18 protein-coding genes are annotated in these 26966 nt (G+C 55.7%); 11 read left to right on the forward strand and 7 right to left on the reverse strand.

All coding sequences use genetic code 11. The features are described from left to right. The first annotated feature begins 38 nt into the window (after positions 1-38). Both RB_RS00755 and RB_RS00760 read left to right on the forward strand, forming a co-directional pair. Complete coding sequence (locus RB_RS00755; protein WP_011117864.1) at positions 39-1493, forward strand: sulfatase; 1455 nt, start codon at positions 39-41, stop codon at positions 1491-1493. A gap of 337 nt (positions 1494-1830) precedes the next feature. Continuing rightward, the gene (locus RB_RS00760) at positions 1831-2898 is read left to right on the forward strand and encodes a transporter (protein WP_165447199.1); all 1068 of its coding nucleotides are present in this window, start codon (positions 1831-1833) and stop codon (positions 2896-2898) included. 21 nt (positions 2899-2919) lie between these two features. On the opposite strand, the gene RB_RS00765 is transcribed toward RB_RS00760, so the two are convergent. The 4 genes from RB_RS00765 to RB_RS00780 form a co-directional block, all read right to left on the reverse strand. After that, positions 2920-3675, reverse strand: a complete 756-nt coding sequence (locus tag RB_RS00765) for a class I SAM-dependent methyltransferase (RefSeq protein ID WP_011117867.1) — start codon at positions 3673-3675, stop codon at positions 2920-2922. Next, positions 3672-4919 carry a DUF3419 family protein gene (locus RB_RS00770; protein WP_011117868.1) on the reverse strand — a complete coding sequence of 416 codons (1248 nt, stop codon included), beginning with the start codon at positions 4917-4919 and terminating at the stop codon, positions 3672-3674. The genes RB_RS00765 and RB_RS00770 overlap by 4 nt, the downstream gene beginning before the upstream one ends. A 49-nt stretch (positions 4920-4968) precedes the next feature. Continuing rightward, positions 4969-5826 (reverse strand): UDP-2,3-diacylglucosamine diphosphatase, encoded by an 858-nt coding sequence (locus tag RB_RS00775; RefSeq protein WP_164921293.1) that lies wholly within the window; start codon positions 5824-5826, stop codon positions 4969-4971. A 366-nt stretch (positions 5827-6192) separates the two neighbouring features. Then, positions 6193-7830, reverse strand: a complete 1638-nt coding sequence (locus RB_RS00780; protein ID WP_011117871.1) for an alginate export family protein — start codon at positions 7828-7830, stop codon at positions 6193-6195. 715 nt (positions 7831-8545) lie between these two features. Between RB_RS00780 and RB_RS00785 the strand changes: the two genes are divergently transcribed. The 9 genes from RB_RS00785 to RB_RS00825 all read left to right on the forward strand — a co-directional run bounded on the left by RB_RS00785 (position 8546) and on the right by RB_RS00825 (position 21816). Then, a complete protein-coding gene (locus tag RB_RS00785; RefSeq protein ID WP_164922647.1) occupies positions 8546-10165 on the forward strand; it encodes a CmpA/NrtA family ABC transporter substrate-binding protein in 1620 nt (539 codons plus the stop codon). 83 nt (positions 10166-10248) lie between these two features. After that, a complete protein-coding gene (locus tag RB_RS00790; RefSeq protein ID WP_007331861.1) occupies positions 10249-11364 on the forward strand; it encodes an ABC transporter permease in 1116 nt (371 codons plus the stop codon). Next, the gene (locus tag RB_RS00795) at positions 11361-12359 is read left to right on the forward strand and encodes an ABC transporter ATP-binding protein (protein WP_007324928.1); all 999 of its coding nucleotides are present in this window, start codon (positions 11361-11363) and stop codon (positions 12357-12359) included. Before RB_RS00790 ends, RB_RS00795 begins: the two co-directional genes overlap by 4 nt. Before the next feature lie 93 nt (positions 12360-12452). Next, on the forward strand, positions 12453-13298 hold the full coding sequence (locus tag RB_RS00800) for an ABC transporter ATP-binding protein (RefSeq protein WP_007324929.1): 846 nt from the start codon (positions 12453-12455) through the stop codon (positions 13296-13298). A gap of 12 nt (positions 13299-13310) precedes the next feature. Beyond that, positions 13311-14246 (forward strand): GAF domain-containing protein, encoded by a 936-nt coding sequence (locus RB_RS00805; protein WP_007324930.1) that lies wholly within the window; start codon positions 13311-13313, stop codon positions 14244-14246. A 5-nt stretch (positions 14247-14251) separates the two neighbouring features. Then, positions 14252-16042, forward strand: a complete 1791-nt coding sequence (locus RB_RS00810; RefSeq protein WP_164921294.1) for a DmsC/YnfH family molybdoenzyme membrane anchor subunit — start codon at positions 14252-14254, stop codon at positions 16040-16042. Continuing rightward, a complete protein-coding gene (locus tag RB_RS00815) occupies positions 16039-18300 on the forward strand; it encodes a molybdopterin oxidoreductase family protein (protein WP_011117877.1) in 2262 nt (753 codons plus the stop codon). Before RB_RS00810 ends, RB_RS00815 begins: the two co-directional genes overlap by 4 nt. Then, complete coding sequence (locus tag RB_RS00820) at positions 18293-20134, forward strand: NirA family protein (RefSeq protein ID WP_011117878.1); 1842 nt, start codon at positions 18293-18295, stop codon at positions 20132-20134. Before RB_RS00815 ends, RB_RS00820 begins: the two co-directional genes overlap by 8 nt. 86 nt (positions 20135-20220) lie before the next feature. Beyond that, positions 20221-21816, forward strand: coding sequence for a sulfite reductase subunit alpha (locus RB_RS00825; RefSeq protein WP_164921295.1), 1596 nt, complete (start codon positions 20221-20223; stop codon positions 21814-21816). Positions 21817-22133: 317 nt separating this feature from the next. Here RB_RS00825 and RB_RS00830 read toward each other — a convergent pair whose 3' ends face one another. From RB_RS00830 to RB_RS00840, 3 genes are all read right to left on the reverse strand, one after another. Then, positions 22134-22808 carry a class I SAM-dependent methyltransferase gene (locus RB_RS00830; protein WP_011117882.1) on the reverse strand — a complete coding sequence of 225 codons (675 nt, stop codon included), beginning with the start codon at positions 22806-22808 and terminating at the stop codon, positions 22134-22136. Continuing rightward, entirely contained in the window at positions 22780-23016 is a 237-nt protein-coding gene (locus RB_RS00835) for an RNA 2'-phosphotransferase (protein ID WP_231846085.1), read from the reverse strand. Before RB_RS00835 ends, RB_RS00830 begins: the two co-directional genes overlap by 29 nt. A 95-nt stretch (positions 23017-23111) precedes the next feature. After that, the gene (locus RB_RS00840) at positions 23112-26726 is read right to left on the reverse strand and encodes an aminotransferase class I/II-fold pyridoxal phosphate-dependent enzyme (RefSeq protein WP_011117884.1); all 3615 of its coding nucleotides are present in this window, start codon (positions 26724-26726) and stop codon (positions 23112-23114) included. Between the last annotated feature and the right edge of the window lie 240 nt (positions 26727-26966).

Raw genomic sequence — 26966 nt, forward strand, 5'->3', positions numbered from 1 at the left:
ACCGCGTTTCGACGCACCTTCCCCACCTATTCAACGCAATGTCCAATCCATCCTTCTTCGCAAAGGCTGTCGCTGCCTTTTGCTGTCTCGTTGCTTCGGACTCACACTTCGCAGTCGCCGACGCGGAGAATCGCCCAAACATTTTGTTCATCTTGGCGGACGATTTGGCGTGGTCGGACCTCGGCTGCTATGGGCACCCATGGCATGACACACCACATTTGGATCGGTTGGCATCCGAGGGGGCCCGCTTCACTCAAGCGTATTCGCCCGCACCCATTTGTTCGGCCTCACGTGCATCCATCCTCACCGGCAAGACACCCGCTCGATTGCAGTTCGAATTTGTCACAAAGAACGAACCGGGACGACAGAAGATCGATTTCCCAACGCCGATGTCGGCCCCTCCGTTGACTCTGAATCTGCCGCTTGAAGAACAAACCATCGCCGAGTGCTTGAAGGACGAGGGATATCAAACCGCGTTCTTCGGCAAATGGCATGTCAGTTCTCACCATGAACGCTATTTGGGATGGAGTCCAACGCACGGTCCCGCAAAACAAGGATTCGAGTTCGCGGAAGAAGACTACGGAGCTCATCCTTACGACTGGAAACGTTCACCCGTTGCGACGATCAAAGAGCCTGGCAGATTTGCTCCTGATTCGATGGTCCAGCGTGTCGGTGCTTTTCTTCGTCAGGACCATGATCGTCCATACTTTGCAATGGCGTCTTCGTTTTATGTCCACACACCCGTTCGCACACCGTGCCAATGGTTGCGGGAAAAGTATGACGCTCGAGTTCCGGCAACTTCGAAGAAGCGAAACAATCGAATCGAATACGCCGCCTTTTTGGAAACATTCGATCATCACGTTGGTCAAATTCTCAATTCACTTGAAGCATCGGGCAGAGCCGATCGGACCATCGTGATTTTAAATTCTGACAACGGTGGTCACCCGGAGTACACGGCCAACGCACCACTGCGCGGATCAAAATGGAATCTGTACGAAGGCGGAATTCGCGTGCCGATGATCGTCCGCTGGCCAGGTGTTGTCCAACCGAAGACTGAAATTGACCGTCCGGTGATCGGGTACGACTTGCTGCCAACCATGGTTGCTTTGGCAGGTGGCAATCCACCGAAGTGTGATGGTGAAAGCTTTGCTGGATCGTTGCGTGGCGACTCTCCGCCAACCAACGAACAACATTCTTTGATTTGGCATTTTCCGTATTACCATCCTGAGAATGGGTTCGCCAAAGCGCCGGACTCGATCGGCATCGACGATTTCGCTACGAGCCGGACTCGACCGCAGTCTGCTATTCGGCGAGGCCAATTCAAGTTGTTGCAATTCGCCGAAGACAATCGAGTTGAACTGTACGATCTCTCCAACGACATCGGCGAACTGCATGATTTGTCCACTCAGCAAGCGGACCTCGCATCAGAGTTGCAGCAAGAGTTGCGACAAACGCTCACGCGGCAAAATGCAAGATTTCCGATGGCGAAGTGATGCGAGCAGTTCTGACAGGATAACGAACGAAGCAGATCGGCAGGAATGATCGGGTGTTACGATTTGAGCCGTTCGGGCGTCGGCCCCGGTTGCACGTGGAAGCAACAGGGCTATCCAAAACAGTTCCAATGCCGAAAAACTCCTGCGGACCTGCTTGTCACCCGGGAGGAGCCGCCAACCTCGTTCAACCGTTTCGATTGAAAATGATCCCGGCTAAACGCGCTGACAATACGATGTCAAAGTTTGCGGCCAATGCTGGTTCTGGGACCCGAGCAAACCGAACAGTGGGCTCGCTTTGATTCTTCCGATTCAAGCGAATATTCCCATTGTCCCCAGGATGTTTGATATGCGTTTGTGTTTCACAGCGACAGCTGTCCTTTTCGCCTTCACCTGCACCGTGGTTCATGCGGATCACCCCAGTCGAAAAGGCCTTGCCGACAAGCACGCACCAGCGGGCATTATGGGCGACCACTTGCATCAAAAAGGCGAGTGGATGGTCGAGTACAAGTACATGGTCATGTCGATGGAGGACAATCGCATCGGCGAAACCACTGTCAGCGACCAAGACGCGATTGGGCCGGCAGGTGCTCCCGCAGGCATCGTGGTGGATGGCATCCAAACCAACGCGGGAGCCACGCCGACGCAGATGACCATGGAGATGCACATGGCCCACATCATGTACGGTGCATCGGATGACGTCACGCTATACACGATGCTGATGATGCCCGCGTTGACCATGGATCACATTCGCGGCGATGGCAACCCGGCCGGCCGAGGTGGCGAATTCACGACTCACAACAGTGGCTTTGGCGACACCGCGTTGGGCGCACTGCTGCGACTGTACAGCACCGATTCGCAAGACTTACTGTTCAACCTGGGATGCTCAGTGCCGACTGGTGACATCTATCGTGAAACGACCGCACCGACGGGCGGGCTGATGTCACAACCGTTGCCATATCCAATGCGACTTGGTAGCGGCACATTCAACGCTCGCCCCGGCGTCACGTGGAAGTACTTTCGCGAATGGTGGAGCGGTGGGGTCCAGTTTCAAACCGATTTGCCGATCGGCCGCAACTACCGCGGGTACAGCGTCAGCGACGAATTCCGTTTGAACTCCTGGACCAGCGTTCTGCTCACCGACAACTGGTCGGTCTCGCTTCGCGGTGAGCATTTGTGGCGTACCGACTACGACGGATCGGATTCTTCCGCGAACAACCTGGTGATCTCCACCAACGTCGAAGAGTTTCGCGGCGGTTACTGGTACAACCTCGGCATCGGAACCCAGTTGATGGCACACGGCCACTACTTCAACGTTGAATTTGTTCCCACCATCGCACAAGACCTAGACGGAATCCAACTCGAAACGGATTACTCGGTCATCGCGAGTTGGTCCAAGGCTTGGTGAACGAACCAAGCGAAACGCTCCTCAGTTGGCTGGTTTGCGACCGAGGAAAAGGTAGTACGGTGCCTTCACGAGCGGCATGTAGGGCACGCTACCCAACCGCTCCTCACATCGTTCTATTTTGAATTGCCGATGAAGCATCGCAAGATGATCGCTGGATAAGTAAACGTTGTCCGATGCGAACCAGAGCGACCAAAACGTCCTCCTCAACCATCCGTGCTGGCGACTCGGTGCGGCAGCATGTTTTCGTGAGACGTGAAAGTCGGTCACCGCGATCACTCCGCCGGGCTTGAGAATCCGCCTGGCAATCAAAACGCTTTCGAACCAGTCCGGAATCATCGTCAGCGAATACGAAAACGTGACGACATCGACGCTGTTTTCAGGCAACTCAAACTGAGTCGCATCCGCGTGATGCAGCGTCACATTGCTAAGCTGGCGTTCTTCGATGCGTTCGGACGCGATCTGGAGCAGCGACGGCGACAGATCAACCAAGTGAACTTCGGCAAGCGACTTGGAACGTTCTTCGATCGAGAACAAATTGTGTCCGGTCCCGGCACCAATATCGACCCACACACCATTGTCGGGAAAATCGACCCAAGACATCAGTTCCGAGCGTCCGTGCAGCAGCCTCGCACGAAACGAATCATAGTGGGACGCTTGACCTTCGTAGAAACTTTCCAATCGTTCGCCATGCGTGTTACCACGAACGGGTCGAAACAACAAATGCCAAAGAATTTTCAGATCGTCAAAACGGGACGTCGGTTTGATGGCCTCGCTCATGCCGCGACTCCAGCTGCCCCGCGTGTCTCAACACACTCACCGACGGAGTGTCCAAACAAATCAGCGATGTAGAAGCTGCCGTAGGTGTGCACCCGGTCCCGAGCATGCAGCGAACTCGCCAACTCATCGTGGTAGTGCAGCAAGTCACCAAGCTGAACCTGGCTGCCATTGTGCTGCAGCATCAATGGATTGACGAAGTCGACTGCCAAAGCGGCGCTACGCCACAAAACGCGGGCGTCCGAGGTCGCTCGATTCAAAATGCTCTGCCATTCCGATGCGAGCAACTCGGGATAACGATCGTACAACCAATCCATGTGGTCGAGCAGCACGAATCGCGAAATCGGCTGATCGTGCTCAGTCAAGAATCCTTCCACAGTATTGGTGTGTGTCTGAACACAATCCACCAAACCGTTCTTCAGTTCCGTGAAGTTCTCTTCCTTCAAATATTCCGGGCAGCAATCCGGGGTGTAGCTCCCTGTCAAATAGACTCGCCAAAAGTAATTGTCTCGCAGCGGGAGCGTCTTGAAGACAGCCTCGATCCGGTCCTGAATGAATCCACCGATGCCACCGGGATAACATTGGTCCAACTGATTGCGTTGGCTGCGGGGCACGCCCAACATCGCAAGCGTCGTGTCACGACGCAAAGCCCAACGCAGCGGTTTGCTCCAGAGTAACCGATTGATCTCACGTTTCTGATAGATCTCTCGCTGTTGATCAACCGATTCCGCTTGCAGCAATTCCGCAATCGCTTCCCTCAAACCCGCAGGACGCTTCAGGTAACCGTTGACCAACCAAGCAAACAGTCCGGATGTGCCGCGAAAGTAGAAGCTCTTTCGGCGAGACGTCCCATCAAAGAAGTCCAAACGACGATCCCAAATCGCACGCGTGTCCGGTGTCAACGCACCGCGAACGTGCTTGTGATAGAGCGATTGCCAAGCGGGATGGTAACCACGGCCAAACACGTTGAAGAAATCGTCATAAGTCAGACATCGAATCGAGGCGCACTTCAATTCCAACAATGCATTTTGCAGCGGGTTCATGTCCACCGCATGAACTGACTTGGGTGCCTGCAGTGCATAATCCAACGCATTGCAACCCGCAGAGGTGATCACCAAAACGGAATCATCCGGTCCCAGCGAAAGCGCCTGCCGGTCAATCCGAGGATCTTCCCAACAAGTGTTGTAGACAAGGTTCTTTTGATGAACGACTTTGAAGCACTTGTTGCCAAGCCAGTTTGCGACCATGCGAAGTTGTCTTTCGATTAGGTGAGTGATTACCGAGTGAACGAGTGCATCAGGCGGCGTAACCGCACGAGGAATCTTCGCCGTTGACCGACACGAGTTCTGTTGCGTCGGTACTTGGCGTTTTGCTGGCATCGAAACAACGACGCAGCGTTTCTTCTTGTGTGGGCAGACGAAGGAATAAGTCCTCGTCGTAGCGTCGGACCAAATGCAGTCGACCGTCATGACGTTCCACCAGTCCGGTGCAGTTCTCAACCCAATCACCCGTGTTGCAGTACCACATCGAATCGCTGCTCACGATGTCAGGCGTGTGGATATGTCCGCAGATAACTCCGTCGCATTCGCGTTGCTTCGCGTGATGCAGAATGCGGGATTCGAAATCACTGACAAAGCGAATCCAGCGTTTGACTCGGTCTTTCAGAACGGAACACAACCCATAGGGATTGCCTTCGCTTGGCTGCCATGTCCGATAACACCAACGGTTCATGCTCAGGCAGGTGTCGTAGAACGCAGTCGTCCCTTTGGACAACCACGGTGCGATGCTTTCGACGCGATCGAAGAGATCACCGTGAGTGATCAGAAACTTCCACCCTGTCAGTGTTTGCAAAACGAACTCGTTGCCAACTTCAAACCGTGGCAAAGTCGCCAAACAACCTGCGCGAAAGGCCGGATTACGCAGGAACGCGTCATGGTTGCCGGCGACGTAGTGAATCTTCGTGCCTCGTCGCGCCAAGCCGATCAGATGAGCAATGATCTCGTCGCAAACGCTCGACCAGTGCCAACCCGTATTGATCTTCCATCCGTCAATGAAGTCCCCCACCAAATACAGCGATTCGGGATGGAACTCACGCAGAAACGCCAGAAACTCGTCGGCACGTGAATGCTTGGATCCAAGATGCACATCGCTCACCAAGAGGGTCCGGACCGACGTCGGGGCGAGCCTCTGCATGCCAGCGTCCTTGGCTTGAAAGGGATGAGAACGACCAAACAAGACTCAACGATTTCCTGCGCTGAGTGACCGGCGAGAAACCCGGCGTCGATCGACCGTTGCTTGAAATTGATTTCGAGCGAAGACTATCAACCGAGTGTGACGTTCTCGTTAACGCCCGATGCGGGTTGCAGGAAAATTCCCGAGCAAGACAAAGGCTCAAGTTCCTGAACCATTTCGAAAACGCAAATCGGCAAGGTTGCGCAAACATCACTGCGCATAAAAAAATCGCCCGATGTGAGACACATCGGGCGATCAAAATGCTTTCCTAGCTTCCGTCGTCGCGACTTAGAATCGCGTTTGATACTGGAAGTAGAAGAAGTCGGCGTCCAAGTCCTGCACACCGGCGGTGGTGCTGTAGTACTTGCCCGAGTTGAAGTGCGAGTAGCCGATCAACGCACTGTTGCGTGGGTTGAGCGCGATCTGGAACAAGACATCGATCTCATGGCCTAGTTCGCGATCGCCCGCAGCGTTGCCAGGATTGCTTGGATTCATCACGACGTTAAACGGCGTCGTTTTTTCGTCCAACATGAAGTAGTGGTACCAAAGCACCAACTTGACTTTCTCACCGAAGAATGGCGTGATGAACTGTGCGTTGATGTCATGAATGTTTCGACGACCGAACAAATCCATGAAGCCCAAGTATTTGTGAGCCAATGGGAACATGTGGTCAAAACCATCGCCACCACGAAGTTCATCATCACCACCTGAAGCGTAGTCATACCAGAACCAAAACGTTGGTTTCCAATCGCTGGTCATCGCGACTTGACGTCCCAAGCCACCGGTGAAGAACCCGGCGCTGTGGTCGGTCCCGTCGCTGTTGGTTCCGAACTGAGTTCCGCCTTCGTATTCGTACAACCAATCCGAATCCGTTTTGCCAACGATACGGCTACCAATCGTGTGGTAGTCGAAATTGGTCGTGTCGTTGTTGAGACCCAGGTAGTAGTTTTCCCACTGACCCAACCAAGTGTCCTTGCGCGTCATGTACGCACCAAAGAACTGAACATCTTGGTTCGTGGCATCCCACTTGTCTTCGTAGGCAGCGGTGCGTTTCACGGGGTGGGTGTAGAACGCATCGATCGAACCGTCTTTGTTTGCGTAGGTTGCACGCACACCGTCAAAGGTACGACGAGTGTTGGCCCAATCCAAAGGCGAAATCAATCGCTGAGCACCCAACAACAACTCTTGGCGTCCACCGCGAACAGACAAGTTGTCCGTCAGTTGTGCTTCCAAGAACAAGTTCTGTGCCTCGCCACGGTTCTCTTCGATCGGACGGTTGTTGAACAACTCCCCGCCCGAATCCGCATACAAGTACTCTCCGTAGAACCGGAGGTTGTCCGACAAACGCCAGTTGGCAAACATGCGGTAACGAGTCAACCAAAAGTTGTCATCGTTGCCGGTGATGCCCAATCCACGGTGGTTGTTTTCGTTGTGATAGCGAACACGTGCTTCACCACCCACATCCAACGTGCCGTTGAACATTCCCTTCAGTGAGTCACCGAAGAAAGACGGACCGTCGTAGCATGGGTCATCCAGGTAGCTGAAGTCGTTGGCATAGAAGACGCCTTGGTAGGCACCTTTCATCTTTGCCATCGCAGCTTCCTTTTTCTTCTTTGTGCAGCATCCATTTGCACAGCAGGTGCAGGGAGCTGAGTACGAAGCGTAGGGGTCCGAGTAGGTGGACGAATCCACAACTGGTTCCGCGATTGGCGACTGCGATTCAACAATCGAGGAAGCAGCGGGCGCTTCGCTCGGAGAAGTCGGCGAGGGCCCAGGTTCCGTCAGAGCCCCTGAGTCCTGTTGAAAGACGAGGACCTCAACCGGTTCGAGACCGGAAGTGTCTTGAGCGTGAGAGTGAGTGGAAATGGCCGCTGTTGCGATCGCGATCGCACTTAGCAAGCGGCGTTTCCAATTGCGTTGGGACATGGCGTTGTGCCTCCTTCATGGAGTGGGCTGTGAATTCGAATCATCCGGATCGATTTGGATCGCCTTGGTTCCTTCCGCCTGAGATAAAGGAAGTGCAATGAAAACGGAGATGAAACGAACTCAACATCCAAAACTTCATAGCGACCCGTTTTGGCTATCGGCGCATTCAAAGTGATGCTGAATCAACAAACGCCGAGTGTTTCAATATGCATCCCCACCGACCGCACCCAAACGTTGCAATGATCAAAGTCTCCCAACTCATTCAGCAACGCTTCTGCCCTGTTCACGAGTGATTGCGGTGGTGTTTTCGAGCAATCACTCGCAACCGATTGGGCCGCGATTCTGGGGTTACGGTGAGGCCAACCCCGCCAAAACCCGTTTAAGAATGGGCATCCCTCCCCAGGCAAACACGGACAGATTCCGGCCTGAAACAGCTCTCAAGGCACGTGCCCAATCCGCGTGCAGAGTCGCTCTCAGTCTGCTGAAGACTTAAGCAGACCCAACGCGACCGACGATTTCCCAATCGACTGCCGAACCGCCTTGGCGCACTTTCCGCTCTCTAACGCCGCCTAAGGTTCGCTCACGCACCACAAGAACCAGCAGCGCACATCGCGCCCCTGCATCCGGCATGACGCTTGCGATTCGCTAAACCTGCATCACTGATGCCACTTTATTGCTCACGGTTTCAGCACTCTTCTCGACGGACAGTTTTCTAATGCTTTTTCGCGTTCCCGGCTTCTGCCTCGAATCACAGAGCGTTCCGCTCATCTCCACCGAATCAGAATCCAATTCGCGAAGCGAATCAGCGGGAACGCGTCAAACGGCTAGCTCAAGAACGACGTCCGGATCCGCGTGGAAGAAAGCGATCAGGACCACCAACAAACTCATGCTGCTTGGTTGTGTCGCTCTCGCCGCTGTCTTCACCGGATGTGCCGACTCCGGAGTGTCACTGGAGGATCTCGAAGCCGCCGCTGCAAAAGTCGACATCAGCAAAATTGAAGTGGACGTCAATCCAACTGAGTCTGCTGCAATGTTGGACTTGGAGAAATCGGATTTGACATTCGGCTTCATCAAACTGACCGACTGCGCTCCTTTGGTGATCGCCAAAGAGAAGGGCTACTTCGACGACGAAGGACTGAACGTCACTTTGGAAACCCAGTCGAACTGGAAGATCCTTCTCGACAACGTCATCAATGGGCAACTCGACGGCGCACACATGTTGGCCGGCCAACCGATCGGTGCAACGATCGGTGTCGGAACCAAGTCGCCAATCGTGACCGCTTACAGCCTGGACTACAACGGCAATGGCATCACGGTCAGCAACGAAGTTTGGGCACAGATGCAGGAGAACGATCCTGAACTGAAGAGCCCCACACCGAAACATCCCATCAGCGCCGCCAGCCTGAAACCGATTGTCGAGGATTACCTGCAAGACGCGGGCGAACCATTCCCGATGGGCATGGTGTTTCCTGTTAGCACTCACAATTACGAGATTCGATATTGGCTGGCCGCGTCAGGGATTCATCCCGGCATGTACACCGAATCTGACATCAAAGGCTTCACGGACGCACAGGTCAAATTGTCGACGGTGCCACCGCCTCAAATGCCTCAGAACCTGGAAGCGGACATCGTCAAAGGTTACTGCGTTGGCGAACCGTGGAACCAAAAAGCGGTTGTGACTGGCATCGGTGTTCCAGTCACCACGAACTACGACATCTGGAAGAACAACCCTGAAAAGGTCTTCGGCGTGACCGGAGAATGGGCGGAGAAGAATCCACAAACTCACTTGGCCGTGATCAAGGCTCTGATCCGTGCTGGCAAATGGCTGGATGCCACCGATGACTCGGGCAAATTGGTCAATCGCGAAGAAGCCGTCGAAATCCTCAGCCGCAAAGATTATGTCGGTGCGGAGAAAGAGGTGATTGGCAACTCGATGATGGGCACGTTTGTCTTCCAATCCACCGACGTTCGCGAGATGCCCGACTTCAACGTGTTCTTCAAACACGAAGCCAGCTACCCGCACTACAGCGATGCGATTTGGTTCCTCACACAGATGCGACGCTGGGGACAAATCACAGAATCCAAACCCGCCAGTTGGTACGCCGAAACGGCCAAGAAGATCTACAAGCCTGAGATCTATCGCCAAGCCGCCGAGCTTCTAATCAGCGAAGGCAAACTCGATCCAAATGAAATCCCGGCTCCGGACTACGACGGTTACCGCGCAGTCACGACCGAGTTCATCGACGGCAACAAATACGACGCGAAAGATCCGATTGGCTACATCAATAGCTTTGAAATTGGCAACAAGGATGACGAGTCCTTGGCCAAGAAGTAGCCACGACATTCGGGCTCTCACCAGCCCACATCGAATTCCCTCATTGCATTCAACCTTTCACCATTTTCTGGACGCATTCCCTGATGAATTGGCGTGGCAATCTTCTCCGTTTCTGCGACGTGGCCGGACTTCCGATTCTCGAACCGTTTGTTCGCTTGGCAGCAGGCGAGGACAAACGCGAACAGTGCATTGGCATCGCGAAATTCATTTTGCTGCCGATCGTGGCGGTCAGTGTGTTTCTGTTGCTTTGGGCCGGGGCCGCATCCACCGTCGTGACAGACAGCGCCAAACTGCCTAGCCCGCAAGCAACTTGGGCCGCCGGCAAGCAACTGATCACGATGCACTACGATCAACGCGCCGCTGACAAGGCAGCCAAGCAAGAAAAGCTGACCGAAGCGGTGCAGTTGTTGGCCGAGGCAAATGCCTACACCGCTGCCGCCACCACGGAATCGGGTCAAACCCAAACCCTTCTCGAGAACAAAGCGTTGTCGTTGAAGAAGCGAGCCGTCGCGGCCGCCAACTTCACGCCATCGAGTGCCCCGACATTCATCGACCAAATCTGGACAAGTGTCAAAACGGTGTTCTTCGGTTTCTTCTTAGCAACCATTGTGGCCGTGCCGGTGGGCGTGCTCTGCGGGATGAGCCCATGGTTCAACGCGGCAATGACACCGTTCATTCAGATCTTCAAACCCGTCAGCCCGCTGGCTTGGTTGCCTTTGGCGTTCATCGTCATCATGTGGTACTACGCCGGCTACTCCAGCGGCGAAACGTTCTTCAACAAAGCGTTTCTGATTTCAGCATCGACGGTTTGTCTGTGTTCGCTTTGGCCCACATTGGTCAACACAACCCTCGGCGTTGCCAGTGTTGACAAGGACTTCATCAACGTTGCCGACGTGCTGCGACTTTCTTGGTGGCAACGTCTGACCAAGATCATCTTGCCCGCCAGCCTGCCACTGATGTTCGCCGGCATGCGGATCAGCCTGGGCGTTGGTTGGATGGTTTTGATCGCCGCCGACATGCTCGCCCAAAACCCCGGACTCGGAAAGTTTGTTTGGGACGAGTTCCAAAACGGTAGCGAACTCACGTACGCCCGCATCGCCTTCAGCGTGATCGTCATCGGACTGATCGGATTGGTCTTGGACCGCATCATGATCTTCTTCCGCAACTTGGTCAGCTTCGGCAATCCATCTCCCGTTTGATTCTGGATGTCTCGGTTTCTTCTCTTTCTTCATCCATCGGTGCAAACATGAGCGCAGTTCTCGAAACATCACCCACGATCAAACGCCGAGCGATCTCGTCGGCCCCTAAGCCGATCCTACAGATGCGTGGAGTCTGCAAGGGCTATGGCAGCGGTGTGACGCGAAACGAAGTCCTGCAGAACATCAACCTCAACATTCGCGAGGGCGAGTTCCTGGCGGTGGTCGGGTTCAGCGGCAGTGGCAAAACCACGTTCACGCAGTTGTTGGCTGGATTGATCTCGCCTGACAAAGGCACGATCACGATGAATGACGAACCTGTCAAAGGACCGTCACCAGACCGCGGGATGGTGTTCCAAAACTATTCGCTGCTGCCATGGTTGACCGTCCGAGGCAACATCGCACTTTCGGTCAACGCGGTTTTCAAAGAATGGTCACGTGAACAACGCCGCGACCATGTTGAAAAATTCATCGACATGGTCGGTCTGAGTCACGCTGCTCATCGCCGACCTCATGAGCTCTCCGGTGGAATGCGTCAACGGACCAGCCTCGCTCGAACGTTGGCACTCAAACCCAAAGTCTTGTTGCTCGACGAGCCACTCTCCGCACTCGACGCACTGACACGTGGCCAACTCGGTGACGAAATCCTGAAGATCTGGAGCGAAGAGAAACAGACGTGCGTGATGATCACCAACGATGTCGACGAAGCCATCATGGTCGCCGACCGAATCGTACCGCTGAACCCGGGCCCCAATGCATCGCTTGGTCCCGTGTTCACCGTGGGTATCGATCGACCTCGCAACAAAACCGAACTGAATGACAACGAAGAGTTCAAAGGGCTTCGCAACGCAGTGACCAACTACTTGGTCGCTGTTCGGCAAAAGGCTCGTCGCGACGAGATGGCGGCCAATCCGACCCAAGCATTCCGTTTGCCCGAAATCGAACCTTCCGATTTGACACGTCCAACACGTGCCGTCTTCAACACCGGCCCCCGTTAATCGCACCAGCATCCATTGCGTTGATCGAACCGGTCGACGTTTTGGAATGGGCATCCTCCGACAACTTCCACCTTCCCACTCAGTGCACCGAACATGCGCGGCTACGTTGAAATGTTTCGTCTCGGCAAGACTTACGACACCCACAATGGGCCCGTCGTGATTGTCGAGGAATTCGATCTCAACCTTGAAAAAGGCGAATATGTGTCGCTGCTCGGTCACTCCGGTTGCGGGAAAAGCACCGTCCTGACCATGGTCGCGGGACTCAACCCAATCACCACCGGCGGCGTTGCGATCGACGGTCGAGAAATTGACGGGCCGGGGCCGGATCGCGGTGTCGTGTTCCAGTCCCCGTGCTTGATGCCGTGGATGACGGCTCTCGAGAACGTGATGCTCGGTGTGAATCAGGTTTACCTGCAAGCCAGCAAGAGAGATCGCCGCGATTTGGCGTCCTACTACCTCAACTTGGTCGGATTGGGCAGCAACCTGCACAAACGAGCCAAGGATCTCAGCCAAGGCATGCAGCAACGTGTCGGCATCGCCAGAGCGTTTGCTCTGCGTCCCAAAATGCTGCTGCTCGATGAACCATTCGGCATGCTGGATTCGCTCACACGGATGGAGCTCCAAGAGATTCTTCTGGAGATCCTGATCCGCGACAAAGTCACCACGGTGATGGTCACGCACGACGTTGACGAAGCGCTCTTCATGAGCGATCGCGTTGTGATGATGACCAACGGACCGAGAGCAAAAGTCGGTGCGATCTTCAGCCTTCCCTTCGATCGTCCTCGCGTCCGTGCCGATGTGCTCGACCATCCCGAGTACTACGACTTTCGCGGCAAAATGATCCAGTTCCTCGAAGATCAAGACCACAAAAAACTAAGGGCCGACGCGGAAAAACGTGCCAAGGCCCAAGAAGAACTCGCAACCGCCGATGCCACTTAAAGGGTTGCCAACATGACATCGATTTCAGTTCCCGCACCATCCAACGCTTCCATCACTTTGCGTCACTCACTGCCCCCGCTCGCCGTATCAGATCAATGCTATCTGCAAGGCATCCATGTTTGCGAAGTCGTTGCTCCGGGTGAGTTCACTCCGGACTGCGATTCGAGCGCACTGCCAATCGCTCAACAATGCTTGCATGAATCAGACGCGGTGGTCGTGCAAGACCCGGCGTTGCTGCCGACGGAAGCTGCCGCGGCGATAGCGATTCCCGTTCACTTTGATGGTGCCATTCAGTCGGTCATCGTCTTCTTCGCGAAAGCACCTAGCGAAGCGATGCCCGATCCAGTCGGCGTGTTCGAAGTTTGGCGTCCGGTCGGCCCCTACGACGAAGTCGCTTTGCGAGAGGGCTACTACGGAAAGCTGGAACGTTTTCAAAACGTCAGCTCGTTCGTTCGTTTCGAAAAAGGCAACGGACTTCCCGGCGTGGTCTGGGAACAAGGCCGGGCTCTCGCTCAAGACGATCTGGCAAACCACATGGGATTCCTGCGAGCGGCCGGTGCGTCCGCGGACTTACTCAATGCCGCGGTTGGTTTTCCTGTTTTCGCTGACCAATACCTTTCGACAGCCGTCCTAATTCAATCCAAACGTTCCCCGATGGCCCGAGCGATCGAGGTTTGGAACATCGATGGCAAAGAATGCGAACTGACCAGCCAAGCGTATGGCGAAGTCGAAAACGCGTTTCGATTTGACACCGGCACTCGTGTCCCTCTGACAACCGGAATTTTGGGTTTGGTCGCCGAACACCAACGCGTTGTTTTGCTCGAAGACATGGAAGCGTTGCTGCTCACACGGCCCGCGGAACGAGTCATGCCGTGCCCAACCGCCGGGCTCGCCATTCCGTTTTTCGACGGAACCCATCTCAGCTCCATCACCGTTTTGATGTTCTGATCCATATGTCCAGCCTTCTTCCAACCGAACCGAACTTCGCCCATCCCGATGGTGCTGCGCCCGGCGTCGTCACGTCGCCGGGTTTGCCGATCGAAGGACAAGGCGACTCGTTCGATTTGGTCAGTCTCTTGTTGCAAGAGCAGCAAACGCTGACCGCGGTGGAAGACTTTGCCGCCGCACACGACTCCGGAACCGCAGAAGACAACGTTGCGGATCAGCCAGCACAAGCTCGGTACTACTCCAAGCTAATGCCCGCCAGCCCGCCGGGGCCGGGACAACAGTTCGCCTTCGATGTCAATCTCGACACCTGCAGTGGCTGCAAAGCCTGCGTGGTGGCTTGCCACACCATGAATGGCTTGGACGAAACCGAAAGCTGGCGTCGTGTTGGAACGCTGGTTATCGGCGAGACCGAACCCGAAGCCATTCCCGCCGCGATTGGAGTGCAACATGTCACGACCGCGTGCCACCACTGCGAAGATCCCGGCTGCCTGAATGGTTGTCCGGTCAAAGCTTACGACAAAGATCCCGAAACCGGAATCGTTCGGCACCTCGACGATCAGTGCATCGGTTGCAAGTACTGCACGATGATGTGCCCCTACGAAGTGCCCAAGTACAGCAAGCGATTGGGCATCGTTCGCAAGTGCGATATGTGTCACCAAAGGCTCTCAGTTGGCGAAGCCCCGGCCTGCGTTCAATCATGTCCCAACGAAGCCATCGCGATTCGCGTTGTCGACCAACAATGCCAAGAAGTCTCTGATGAGGAACGCTTGGTCGCCGGTGCGCCGCTTTCATCCATCACCCGGCCAACCACTGTCTTCCGCAGCAACGACCCAACCAAACGTTTTCAGGGAGTCGCGCAAGACAATGGCATCGATGAACCCGCCGAAGATCACTGGCCATTGGTCGGATTGCTGATCGCCACTCAAGTCGGCGTGGGGATGTTGCTGACCGAACGAGTGCTGGCCGCGATCGGCTGGTTGGCTGGTTCACCGATGCCAACGGAGACGACTCGCTGGACCGCGACAGTTGCCTTGATGGTTTCGATGATCGGCATGAATCTCGCCCCACTGCACCTTGGTCAACCCCTGCGATCCTGGCGAATTTTCTTGGGGCTGCGAACATCGTGGCTCAGCCGCGAAGCCGTCTTGCTGGGCAAATTCGTTGGTGTTTTGACCATGGCGGTGGTCGCCATGTGGCTACCCGCCGTTTCCGAATACTTGCCCGATTGGGTTTCCATCCCTGCTTGGGTCCCCGGCATGGTTTTGCTCGGTGCAATTGTCTTTGGAGTCGCAGGATTGTTCAGCAGCGCGATGATCTACATCGCCACCAAACGCGTTCTTTGGCGATTTGACCGAACCATGATTCGCTTCATGGGAACCGCAGTGGTCGGCGGTGTGGCAGCCAGTGCCGCCGTGATCGCCGCGACATCGGATCGAAGCAACTCCGTCACGGTCCTGCTCGGCCTGGCAACGTTCGCTTTGATTGCGAAATTGGTTTGGGAACAAAGCATCTTGCTACGCAGTGAACCAGGTTCGTCCAACGACCAATGGGACCGACGCAGTCAACGCTTGGTGCGTCATCACCTTTCCAAATGGAGTTTGAGTCGATTGGCATTGGGATATGCCGGCTTGGCATTGCTGGTTGTCTCTTCCGCGTTGGCGATTGCCGGTTCATCAATGTTGCTCACCGTCTTCGCCGCGGCCGCAACGATGCTTTTGGTGGCAGGAGAAACCACTGAACGATTGATCTATTTCTCAAGTGTTGTTCATGATCGCATGCCGGGGACCCTCCGATGAGTATCTCAATCAAAGACAATCGGAACGACGCCGGCAAGACATTTCAGTTACCGACCTTGTTGCAACGACGCACCGGGCCGATGACTCGCGAGTTGGTTCTGCGTCCCGGCGACCATGGACTGGGGATGACCCATGATTCGATGGCTGCGGACACGACCACCACGGCGACCTGTGGTTTCTGCGCCACCGGTTGCGGATTGCGATTGCATTTAAAAGATGGCGAAGCGATCGGGCTGACCCCCGAGACCGCATACCCGGTCAACCTTGGAATGGCGTGCCCCAAAGGCTGGGAAGCCCTCCGAGTCTTGGATTCGCCCGAACGAGCCACGCTGCCGCTGCTTCGCGATGAAACAGGAAAGCTTTCTCCGATCGAATGGGATGATGCTTTCAGCAAGTTTTGCGATGGGATGAAGCAGGTCCAATCCGAACACGGTCCCGAGTCCATCGCGTTTCTATCGACGGGCCAGATTGCTTGTGAAGAGATGGCGTTCCTCGGCGCACTCGCGCGTTTTGGAATGGACATTCGACACTGCGATGGGAACACCCGGCAGTGCATGGCGACCGCTGTCACGGCTTACAAAGAGTCGTTCGGATTCGACTCACCGCCGTACACCTACGACGACTTCGAACAAAGCGATTGTTTGGTATTCATTGGTGCCAATCCGTGCGTCGGGCACCCGATCATGTGGGAACGCGTGCTCCGCAATCCCCACAACCCCGAAATCATCGTCATCGATCCGCGGCGTACGGAAACCGCCGCCGCGGCAACACAACACCTGCAACTGCGGCCCAAGAATGACTTGGCATTGTTGTACGCGATCACAAACGAATTGATCCTGCGTGACTTTGTCGAACACGACTTCGTTCAAAATCACACGCAAGGATTTGAAGAGCTTCGCCAACATGTTTCTCAGTACGATCTCGCGACCGTCTGCGAAGAAGCAGGATTGGCTGTCGAAGACGTTTCAGCAGCGGTGGAAGCGATCGGACGCGGCCGTGCCGTTTCGCTTTGGTGGACCATGGGAGTCAACCAAAGTTACCAAGGCACACGCACCGCCCAAGCAATCATCAACATCGCGTTGATCACCGGAAACATCGGGCGTCCCGGCACGGGAGCCAACAGCATCACCGGTCAATGCAATGCGATGGGTTCGCGATTGTGGAGCAACACCACCAACCTGTTTGGCCATCATTCTTTCACCGAAGAATCCGATCGCCGAAAGGTCGCAGAAGCACTCAACATTCCCGTCGAAAAGATTCCGTCCACCACCAGTTGGAAATACGACCGGATCATTGAAGGCATCCGCAACGGTGAAATCAAAGGCCTATGGGTCGTCGCGACCAACCCCGCACACAGTTGGATTGACCAAGGCGACGTTCGCGAACTATTTGACCAGTTGGATTTCCTGGTCGTCCAAGACATGTACAAGACCACCGAGACATGCTCGCACGCGGATCTGATTTTGCCGTCGGCGGGCTGGGGTGAAAAAGAAGGCACTTTCATCAACAGCGAACGCCGCTATGGATTGCTGAAGAAAGTCCGCCACGCCCCGGGCCAAGCTCTCGCCGACTTCCAAATTTTTCGAGGGATCGCACACCGTTGGGGAGTCGGAGAGATGTTCGCCGAATGGACATCGCCCGAAGCGGTTTTCCAGATCATGCAGCGTGCCAGTCGCGGACAACCAAGCGACATCAGCGGCATCGAAGGCTACGAACAGATCGATCGCTGCGGCGGGATCCAGTGGCCGTGGTCAGCCGACCATGCCAGCGGTGGTTTTGAACCTGAACAACAACGACGACTGTTCGCCGATGGTCGATTCTTTCACGAAGACCGCCGGGCTCGATTGATTGTCGATGATGTTTCACCCATGCCAGAACCGGCCGGCGAGGACTACCCAATCGTTCTGCTAACCGGTCGCGGAACCGTCAGCCAGTGGCACACTCAAACGAGAACGCGACAGAGCCCGCTGCTCAGGTCGCTGTATCCCAACCAACCCTACGTCGAGATGCATCCTCGTGATGCGGCGGAATTGGACGTCGAGCACGGCGACCTCGTTCGCGTTCGGTCTCGACGCGGACATGCCGACGCGACGGCGTGCTTGACCCACTCGGTCCAGCCCGGGCAAGTCTTCATGCCAATGCATTACGAATGCACCAACCAGCTCACCCTTTCTCACTTTGACCCACACAGTGGCCAACCCAGCTACAAGGACTGTGCGGTCCGCATCGAACCCGTTTTGACAAGCGACCATGACTGATCAACAGGACTCCAAACCGTTCTCAGACGAACAACAGCAATATCTCGCCGGGTTCACATTCGGTGCCGATGTCGCTCGCGCGGTCCAAGGCCTGCCCGTCATCTCTGGTTCGGGCGGTCAAGGAACCACGCTCGCCATCGGCGGCGGATCCACGACCGTCGATGGCGAATCAGTGCCCACGGGTCCCGATCGTTTTGCCTTCGAAGCCCAATCGGCGGTGCTCGCGGCAGGAAAGAAACTGTCGAAAGAAGAACAGGCCAAACGTGACAAGAACCCGCTCGACATGTGGGACGAAATGCAGGCTCGCAGCGATGCGGGCGAATTCCCCAAAGGCACGGATGTCTTTCTGCAAAAGTTCCACGGACTGTTCTATGTCACCCCAGCGCAAGACAGCTTCATGTGCCGACTGCGCCTGCCCGGCGGTCAAATCCAAGCTTGGCAATTGCGTGGCCTGGCCGATCTGGCGGACCAATCCGCAGGCCCGTACCTGGACCTGACCACCCGCGGCAACGTGCAGTTGCGTGAGATCCCGGCCGACCAAGCCATGAACATCTTGTTCGGAACCCGCGAGCTGAACATCGTGCCGCTGGGCAGTGGTGGCGACAACATTCGAAACTGCACCAGCAGTGCGATGTCGGGATTGGATGCGGACGAACTGATCGAAACATTGCCGCTGGCCATACGCATGCATCACTACATCCTCAATCACCGAGAGATGTACGGGTTGCCACGGAAGTTCAACATCGCTTTTGAAGGCGGTGGCCGAATTGCTTCCTTGGAAGACACCAACGACATCGGGTTCAAAGCCGTTCGCGTGCTGGATGAGAACGCATCGGACGACTTGCCCGCCGGCGTCTACTTCCAGCTTTGTTTGGGTGGCATCACCGGTCACAAAGACTTCGCCCGCTACACCGGCGTGCTGCTGCGTGAAAGCGAATGTGTTGCCGTGGCAGCCGCGATTGTCCGAGTGTTCATCCGCACCGGCGACCGCACCGATCGCAAGAAAGCACGTCTGAAATACGTGCTCGACGATATGGGATTCGAGAAATTCATCGCAGAAGTCGAAGCCGAAATGGGTCGCACGCTCACGAAAGTCGATGTCAGTCGCTTGACCGTGCAAGACATCGAGGACCGAAGTGCTCACGTCGGAGTGTTCCCGCAGAAGCAACCTGGACTGAACTCGCTCGGCATTGTCTTCCCTGTTGGGCGGATGACGACCGACCAAGCGCGTGCACTCGCCGATCTTGCTCTTCGCTATTCCAACGGCGACATTCGTTTGACCGTTTGGCAAAACTTGATATTGACCAATATCACCGACGCGGATCTACCGGCCGTCCAAGCCGGAATCCGCGAGTGCGGGCTGGACTACGAAGCCAATTCTGTTCGAGCCGGCTTGGTTGCCTGCACCGGCAGTGCCGGTTGCAAATTTGCTGGGGCACCGACCAAAGCGAATGCCATTGAGATCGCCGAGCGAGTCGAAAGCGTTTTGACGCTTGACCAGCCCATCAACATTCATTTGACCGGTTGCCACCACAGTTGTGCTCAGCACTACATCGGCGACATCGGCTTGATTGCCTGCCAAGTCGAAGTTGGCGACGACATGGTCGATGGCTATCACATTTGTCTTGGTGGTGGATGGGGTTCACGGCAAGGAATCGCACGAGAGATTTTCAAGTCGGTTCCGTTTGCCGAAGTGCCTGATTTGGTCACTGGCATCTTGTCGAGCTATCAACAGAACCGCGTCGATTCAAACGAGTCGTTCAACGACTTCGCGGGCCGCCTCAGCGATGAGGAACTCAAAAGTTTGGTCGCCACCCCGTCAGTCGTTTGTTAACGAACGGTCGCGATGGGCGTCACGAAAACGCCTGATCCATTTCAACCTTCCAACCACGTTTCGATTCATTCCCAGGATTGATCCCGATGTCCAGCTACATTCCAGAAACCGCCCCATTCAATGAACAACAGCGAGCTTGGTTGAACGGCTTTTTCGCCGGTCTGACGGGCATCCAAGAGTCGGCCGGTGGAAGTGTCGCGACCGCGATGGCCGCTGGACTGCCCTCGGCCGAGGCACCTGTCGAAGAAGAGGAGGACTTTCCTTGGCACGACGATTCACTCCCTATCGTTGATCGAATGGAACTCGCCGAAGGCAGACCGCTCGACCGAAAGTTGATGGCCGCCATGGCTCAGCTCGATTGTGGGTCCTGCGGGTACGTTTGCCAAACGTACAGCGAAGCGATCGCGTCAGGCGAAGAACCCAACGTCTCGCTTTGCAGCCCCGGCGGCAAAGAAACCAAACAGATGATCAAAAAGCTTCTTGCCGAAGCCGGCGACAGCGTCAAAGCCTCCACCAACGGCAACGGATCCGCAACCAATGGTGTCGCGACCAACGGAGCCGCCGCTTGGTCTCGCAAAAATCCCTATTCCGCCAACTTGATCGAATCCCGCCCGCTCAATCAGGAAGGCTCCGCAAAAGACACACGGCACGTCGCGATCGACCTCGTAGGATCCGGTATCAAATACGAAGTCGGCGACGCGTTGGGAATCTACCCGACCAACTGCATCGACCTGTGCACGCAAATCATTGATCGTTTGGCCGCGGACTCCCACGTGAAAGTGGCAACGCCTCAAGGCAACACGAAACCGTTGCTCGAAGCATTGCAAGAAGATTGTTGCTTGAAAGACCCTTCCGATGAACTGCTTGAGCTGTTGGTCGGACGGACACCCAACGCGGACGCGCAAGCAACGCTGAATCATCTGCTCGCCGAAGGCGTTCCGGAAGGCTTTGATGTGCTAGACGTCTTGGAAGTCGCCGGCGAATCAACGATCACCGCGACCGAATTCATTGAGTGCCTCGATCCTCTGAACCCTCGCTTGTATTCCATCGCCAGCAGCATGAAAGCGGTCGGCGACCAAGTTCACTTGACCGTCGGCAAAGTCATCTACGAACGCGAAGAACGCGTTCGCAAGGGCGTCGCGAGCACCATGTTGGCGGACCGAGTTGGCACCGGAGAAAGCATGCGAGTCTTCGTGCAACCCAACCATGGTGGATTCACCGTTCCCGCCGATGAAAACGCACCGATGATCATGGTCGGTCCCGGTACCGGAATCGCCCCATTCGTCGCGTTCCTACAAGAACGTGCCGCTCGCAAGTCGCCGGGCGACAACTGGTTGTTCTTTGGCGATCAACACGAAGCATACGACTTCTTGTATGAATCCGAATTGACCGAGTACGTTCACTCCGGTGTGCTTTCACGACTGGACACCGCCTTCAGTCGCGACGGCGACACGAAGGTTTACGTGCAAGACCGGATGCGAGAGAACGCCGCGGAACTCTGGGCATGGTTGAACCGCGGTGCTCACTTCTACGTCTGCGGTGACGCAACCCGCATGGCCGCCGACGTCGAACGAGCCCTGTTGCACATCATCACCCAAGAAGGCGGCATGTCAGAAGACGAAGGCAAAGCCTACTTGAAAACCATGACGAGCGAAAAACGATACGTCCGCGACGTGTATTGATCGTCGGCATCAGCCGACGGCCGTTAGGCCCGGTATTCGACGTAAGTCTCACTGTGGCGATCCAAGGACGACTCACTGAAAAAGTTAAATTAACAATTGTAAATTGTAAACTTCTGAGCTGAGCAGTCGATTTCGATAGCGTGGTGATTTGACACCGCCTTCGAAACGCGCTGTCCGCCTAACAACAAAATATCGCGAGTGGCGAAGGGTTCTGATATCGAAGCTTTTGATTCGCGAACTCAATCACCAAACCAATTTCATCTTTACAATTGTCAATTTAACTTTTTCAATACCCACGCTCCCAAACACCCTGTCACCTAAACCTTCCGAAGCAGGTGCATGCCCTCGCGGCCCCGATAGGTCAGCAGCAGCGCACCGACCGAGCCTCGAGCATCCACGACGGTTTCGAAGAACTCGTTTTCGCCGGGCCATGGGAATGCGAAGAAGAGGTCGAAGTCTTCGATCTCAAATCCGATCTCGTCGTAGATGTCACCTTCTTCGGTGTCGACGTTGCGAACCTCGCGAGCGATCTCGGACAACTCCTCGACGCCGCGTGGAACAAAGCTGCCGCAATGAATCTGTGCGTCGTTGTCGAGTGAGTCCGCAACCGCCTGGGCCGCTTCCACCAAACGTGGTTCGATCTCAATCCCCACGGCCTGCATCCCTCGCAGGGACGCCAGCATTGCACCGACCGCGAAACCGGCGCCGAGTTCGCAAAAGCGGTTGCCTGCCAGCAAGTGGTTTTGCTCGATCCACGTCATCGCTTGATCTAGCAAATGAAAATCGCAGGTGACAAAGTTTTCGATCACCGATTCGTCCGCCAACATGAACGCCTCGATCGCGTCGTTGGCCGAATCAATCAGGTGCTCCGCCGAATCGTGGTACGGAAGAGTTTTGATTGAGTCCGGAATCTCAATTTGCTGCCACGCCATCCAATCGCTCCTGATGCAAACTCGGTGAACTTCAAAGAGCTTGGATGCGTTGACCGTCATCGCTCAACGCGAACATTGGGGTCTCGTGCCCCGCGACGACTTGGTGGACCTGTTCGACGGTGATCGATTTCCCAGACGCGTTGGCGTTGGAGACCAATTCGTCAACCGAAGCGAAACCGTCGGCATCCAGATTCAAGCCGATGGATTGCGGCGCGTGCCGCAGGATGAAGGTCAGGTATTTGCTGATTCGCGTGAGTCGTTTGTTCATTCCGCCCAGTCTAAACACCGGCGGCTTCTCCGTCGCCGGGTGATTCGTCAACGGAATCACATTTCTGAGCAGACCGTTTCGTCCGACATCCAGGATCAGGCGGTTCCGCGAAGTTTCGCGGGGGTATCGCACAAATCGTTGTAGTGATGAGCCGTGCGTTCGACGGTGAATCGAATTTGCTCTTCGCTGTGTTCACTGGTGATGAAGAACCGCAATCTCGCGGCCGACTCATCCACCGCCGGATACAAAATCGGTTGGACGTTGATCCCGTCCTTCTTCAGCCGATTACTCAATCGAAGTGCGACGAGACTGTTTCCGGTGATCACGGGAACCACGGGAGTACCGCCACTGTCACCGGTGTCCAAGCCCGCTTCACGGCTCAGATTCAGGAACAACTCGCTGTTGTGGCGAAGCCGCTCGACCCGTTGGGGCTCACGCTCCAACACTTCCAACGAAGCGATCGCGGCGGCGACTTGCCCAGGAGGCATGCCAACGCTGAACACGAATCCCGGAGCGGTGTATCGCAGCAACTCCACCAAGGCTTCACTGCCGGCAATGTAGCCACCACAGGAGGAGGCCGATTTGCTGAGTGTGCCCATCCAAATATCGACATCGCGAGCGTCGAATCCGAAGTGTTCGGCGATCCCATGACCGGTCGCGCCCATGGTTCCAAAGCTGTGTGCCTCATCGACCATCAGCATCGCACGGTGACGTTTTTTGACCTCAACGAACTTCGGCACATCGGCGAAATCGCCGTCCATGCTGTAGACACCTTCGATGATGATCAAAGTTCGGCGGTATTGACCACGCAGCGCGGTCAGCATCTTGTCGAGAGCTTCGTAATCGTTGTGTGGGAAGGGACGACGTTTCGCTCCGGACAGCAACGCACCTTGGACGATGCTGTTGTGCGAAAGTGCGTCGTGCAGGATCAAGTCGCCGGGCCCGACGAGGTGTCCAATCGTCGTTTCATTGGTCGAGTGACCACCGACCATCGTGATGGAATTGTCGACTCCAACCCACTTCGCGATTTTGCGTTCGAGTTCACCGTGGATCGGCTTTTCACCGCTGACCAAACGACTGGCCGAAACACTGGTTCCGTATTTCGTGATCGCGTCGGCGGCGGCTTTGGAAACCTCAGGATGGCCGCTCAAACCCAAGTAGTTGTAGCTGGCAAAGCTGATCAATGACTTTCCATCGACAATCGTTTTGTCGCCGACCACGCAATCGTGAACGGTAAAGTATGGATTGGGGACACCAGTCAATTGCATCTGACGCATCGTCGATTTCAAACGTCGATACTCAGCGAACTGAGTCACGTCGTCTTCGGGTTCGACTTGAGGCGTTTGCATGACCCGAGCGAGTGGGCCTTCGCCGTCGGTGCTGGAGCGACCGTTCGCGTTTGTGTTGACAAGGTCGTCGTCACCGTCTCGCTGCGTGTCGCCTCGTCCGGCCAAGAACTGTTCGGCGCGACCGAGAGCTCCCGCAGGCAGATAGCGTTCGACCGCGGTTGCGATTTGGCCGATCGTTTCAATTTCATCCAGCACTTGTTCCGGGAACCGACCGCCAAAGGTGCGTTCGAGGTTCCTGGCAATTTCCAAACGTTCCAGACTATCCAGCCCGAGATCCAAGACGATGTTGGTTTCCGGATTGATCGATCCCGCTCGTTCACCCGCGATGGCTCGCACGTGCGACACGATTGCTTCAGCGACCACCGGATCAGCGACCGAATCCAAACCGCTCGCGTCAGAAGCCGCGGCAGCTTTCATCATGGTTTCGCCAGCCAAACCGGCGTTGTGCAACGAGGATTCTTCGCCGCGAATCCATTGGGCGATGACCTTCAGCTCTTTGTCTCGGACGGCGTGCAAACACGCGTGTCGCTGGATCTTTCCGCTACTGGTTTTGGGGACGGAACTGTTGCGAACCAAGTAAATCGCATCGGGTGGAAGATCGTGTTCCTCGGTCACCGCACGACGAATCGATTGCAGGTGATCGTCCCAATCCAAGTCTCGTTTGCGGACGGTTTCCGCAACGATGATCAGCTTCTCACGACCGGTCTCGGTTTCGTCGCTGTCGGCATTCATCGCGAAGGCGGCAACGGAACCGGCTTGCACGACGTCGCTGGCATGCTCCACCGTGGCTTCGATGTCCTGCGGATAACGATTGACGCCGCGGACGATGATCATGTCCTTCAGGCGTCCGGACACATACAGCTGTCCGCCGTACAAGAAACCAAGGTCACCGGTTCGCAAAAACGGCCCTTCGCCTTCGGACGTCATCGCGGCGAAGGTCTTGGCCGATTGTTCTCGGCGTTGCCAATAACCACGACCAACCGATGGACTCTGCACCCAAATTTCGCCGATTGCGTCGGAGGGCAACGTTTGGCGAGTGTCGGGATCGACGATCAACACGCGTTCGCCGGGAAGGACTCGGCCGCACCCGACCAATTCTCGGGTCGCTCGCGCGGAGGATGTTTTCGAGTCATCTTCATCGTCCGATTGTTTTGCCAAATCCGCAGGCACATCAACGGCCGGACGAACGGCCTTTTCATCAAGTGCCGGCCCGTCAAATTGTTGCAGCACGGGACGAGGAGAGATCGGACCACCGGTAACGATCAGCGTCGTCTCGGCCATCCCATAACAAGGCAAATGCGAACTGTGGCGGAAACCATACTTTTCAAATCGCTTGCTGAACGCGTCGAGCGTCGACGAACGAACGGGCTCGGCTCCGTTGAAAGCAATCTCCCAAGACGACAGATCGACGCCTTCGAGTTCTTCGTCGCGAATTTTGTCGACGCACAATTGGTAGGCGAAGTTGGGACCGCCGCTGATCGTGACTTGATGACGGGCGATCGTTTGCAACCATCGACTCGGTCGCTGAAGGAACGCCATCGGACTCATCAGAATGTTGTGGCGTCCGACGAACATCGGCATCAAAACACCGCCGACCAACCCCATGTCGTGGTAAGTCGGCAACCAAGACGCACCAATGATGGTCGACTCGGGTTCAAACCCGTGCAGAATCAACTCACTGTTGGCGATCAAGTTGGCCTGAGTCAGCATCACCCCTTTGGGTGACCCTGTCGAACCGGATGTGTACTGCAACACACCGAGAGCTTCACTGCGAAGTTTTGGGCATCGCCAGTGGGTCGCATCGCGTTTGGTGGGCAAGTCGGTTCCCAACAACTGCACACCGACCAAATCCTCGTGCAGTTCGTTGCCGGAAAGTTGATCGACGACGGAACTGGTCGACAAAGCCCATCGGGCGTCGGCATCGACCACGATGGAACGAATTCGAGATGCCTTGCGGTTACGACGAGGCGGGTAGGCGGGAACCGCGATCGCACCGGCGGCGTGAGTCGCGAAAAGACCAATGACAAAATCCAGTCCGGGCGGGTAGAGCAGCAGCACTCGGTCACCAGCGCGGATGCCGCAACGACCCTGCAAATACCCCGCGAGACCGCGGACCTCTTCCCACAATTCAGCGTACGAAAGCGTTTGGTCGGAACCTTCCCCGTCGGTGAACGTGAACGCGGGAGCATCCGGCCGGACCTGCACCCAGTGGCGCAAGACCGAGACAAAGTGGTCGTGAGGAGGCGTTTCGTTTTTGAAATACTGTTGGAGGTCCACCGATTCAACCTGTTGCAATGATGCCGTCGCAGAACAATCTCGTTCTCTCTTGACCGTAATCTTGGACGCTCCATGACCAGTCATGCGGTGCGGAGGGGCAATCAGTCATTGTTGCAATGATGCACCAACGGCGCCGATCGGCCAAGGGTCGGCCCTCCACCGACTCGTCCAACGGTCCGGCGGAGGGGGTCATGACCATCGCGTCTCTCGGCTGGATCGGTCTGCGGCGACAATTCAAGATCGAGTTGCTACCCCGCTATAATGGCCTATTGCGGGTGCCCAACGCCACCTGACATTGACGAAAAACAACCACGTTGTCTGCTC

Origin of the sequence: Rhodopirellula baltica SH 1 (genome assembly GCF_000196115.1) — a bacterium.
Classification (GTDB): domain Bacteria; phylum Planctomycetota; class Planctomycetia; order Pirellulales; family Pirellulaceae; genus Rhodopirellula; species Rhodopirellula baltica.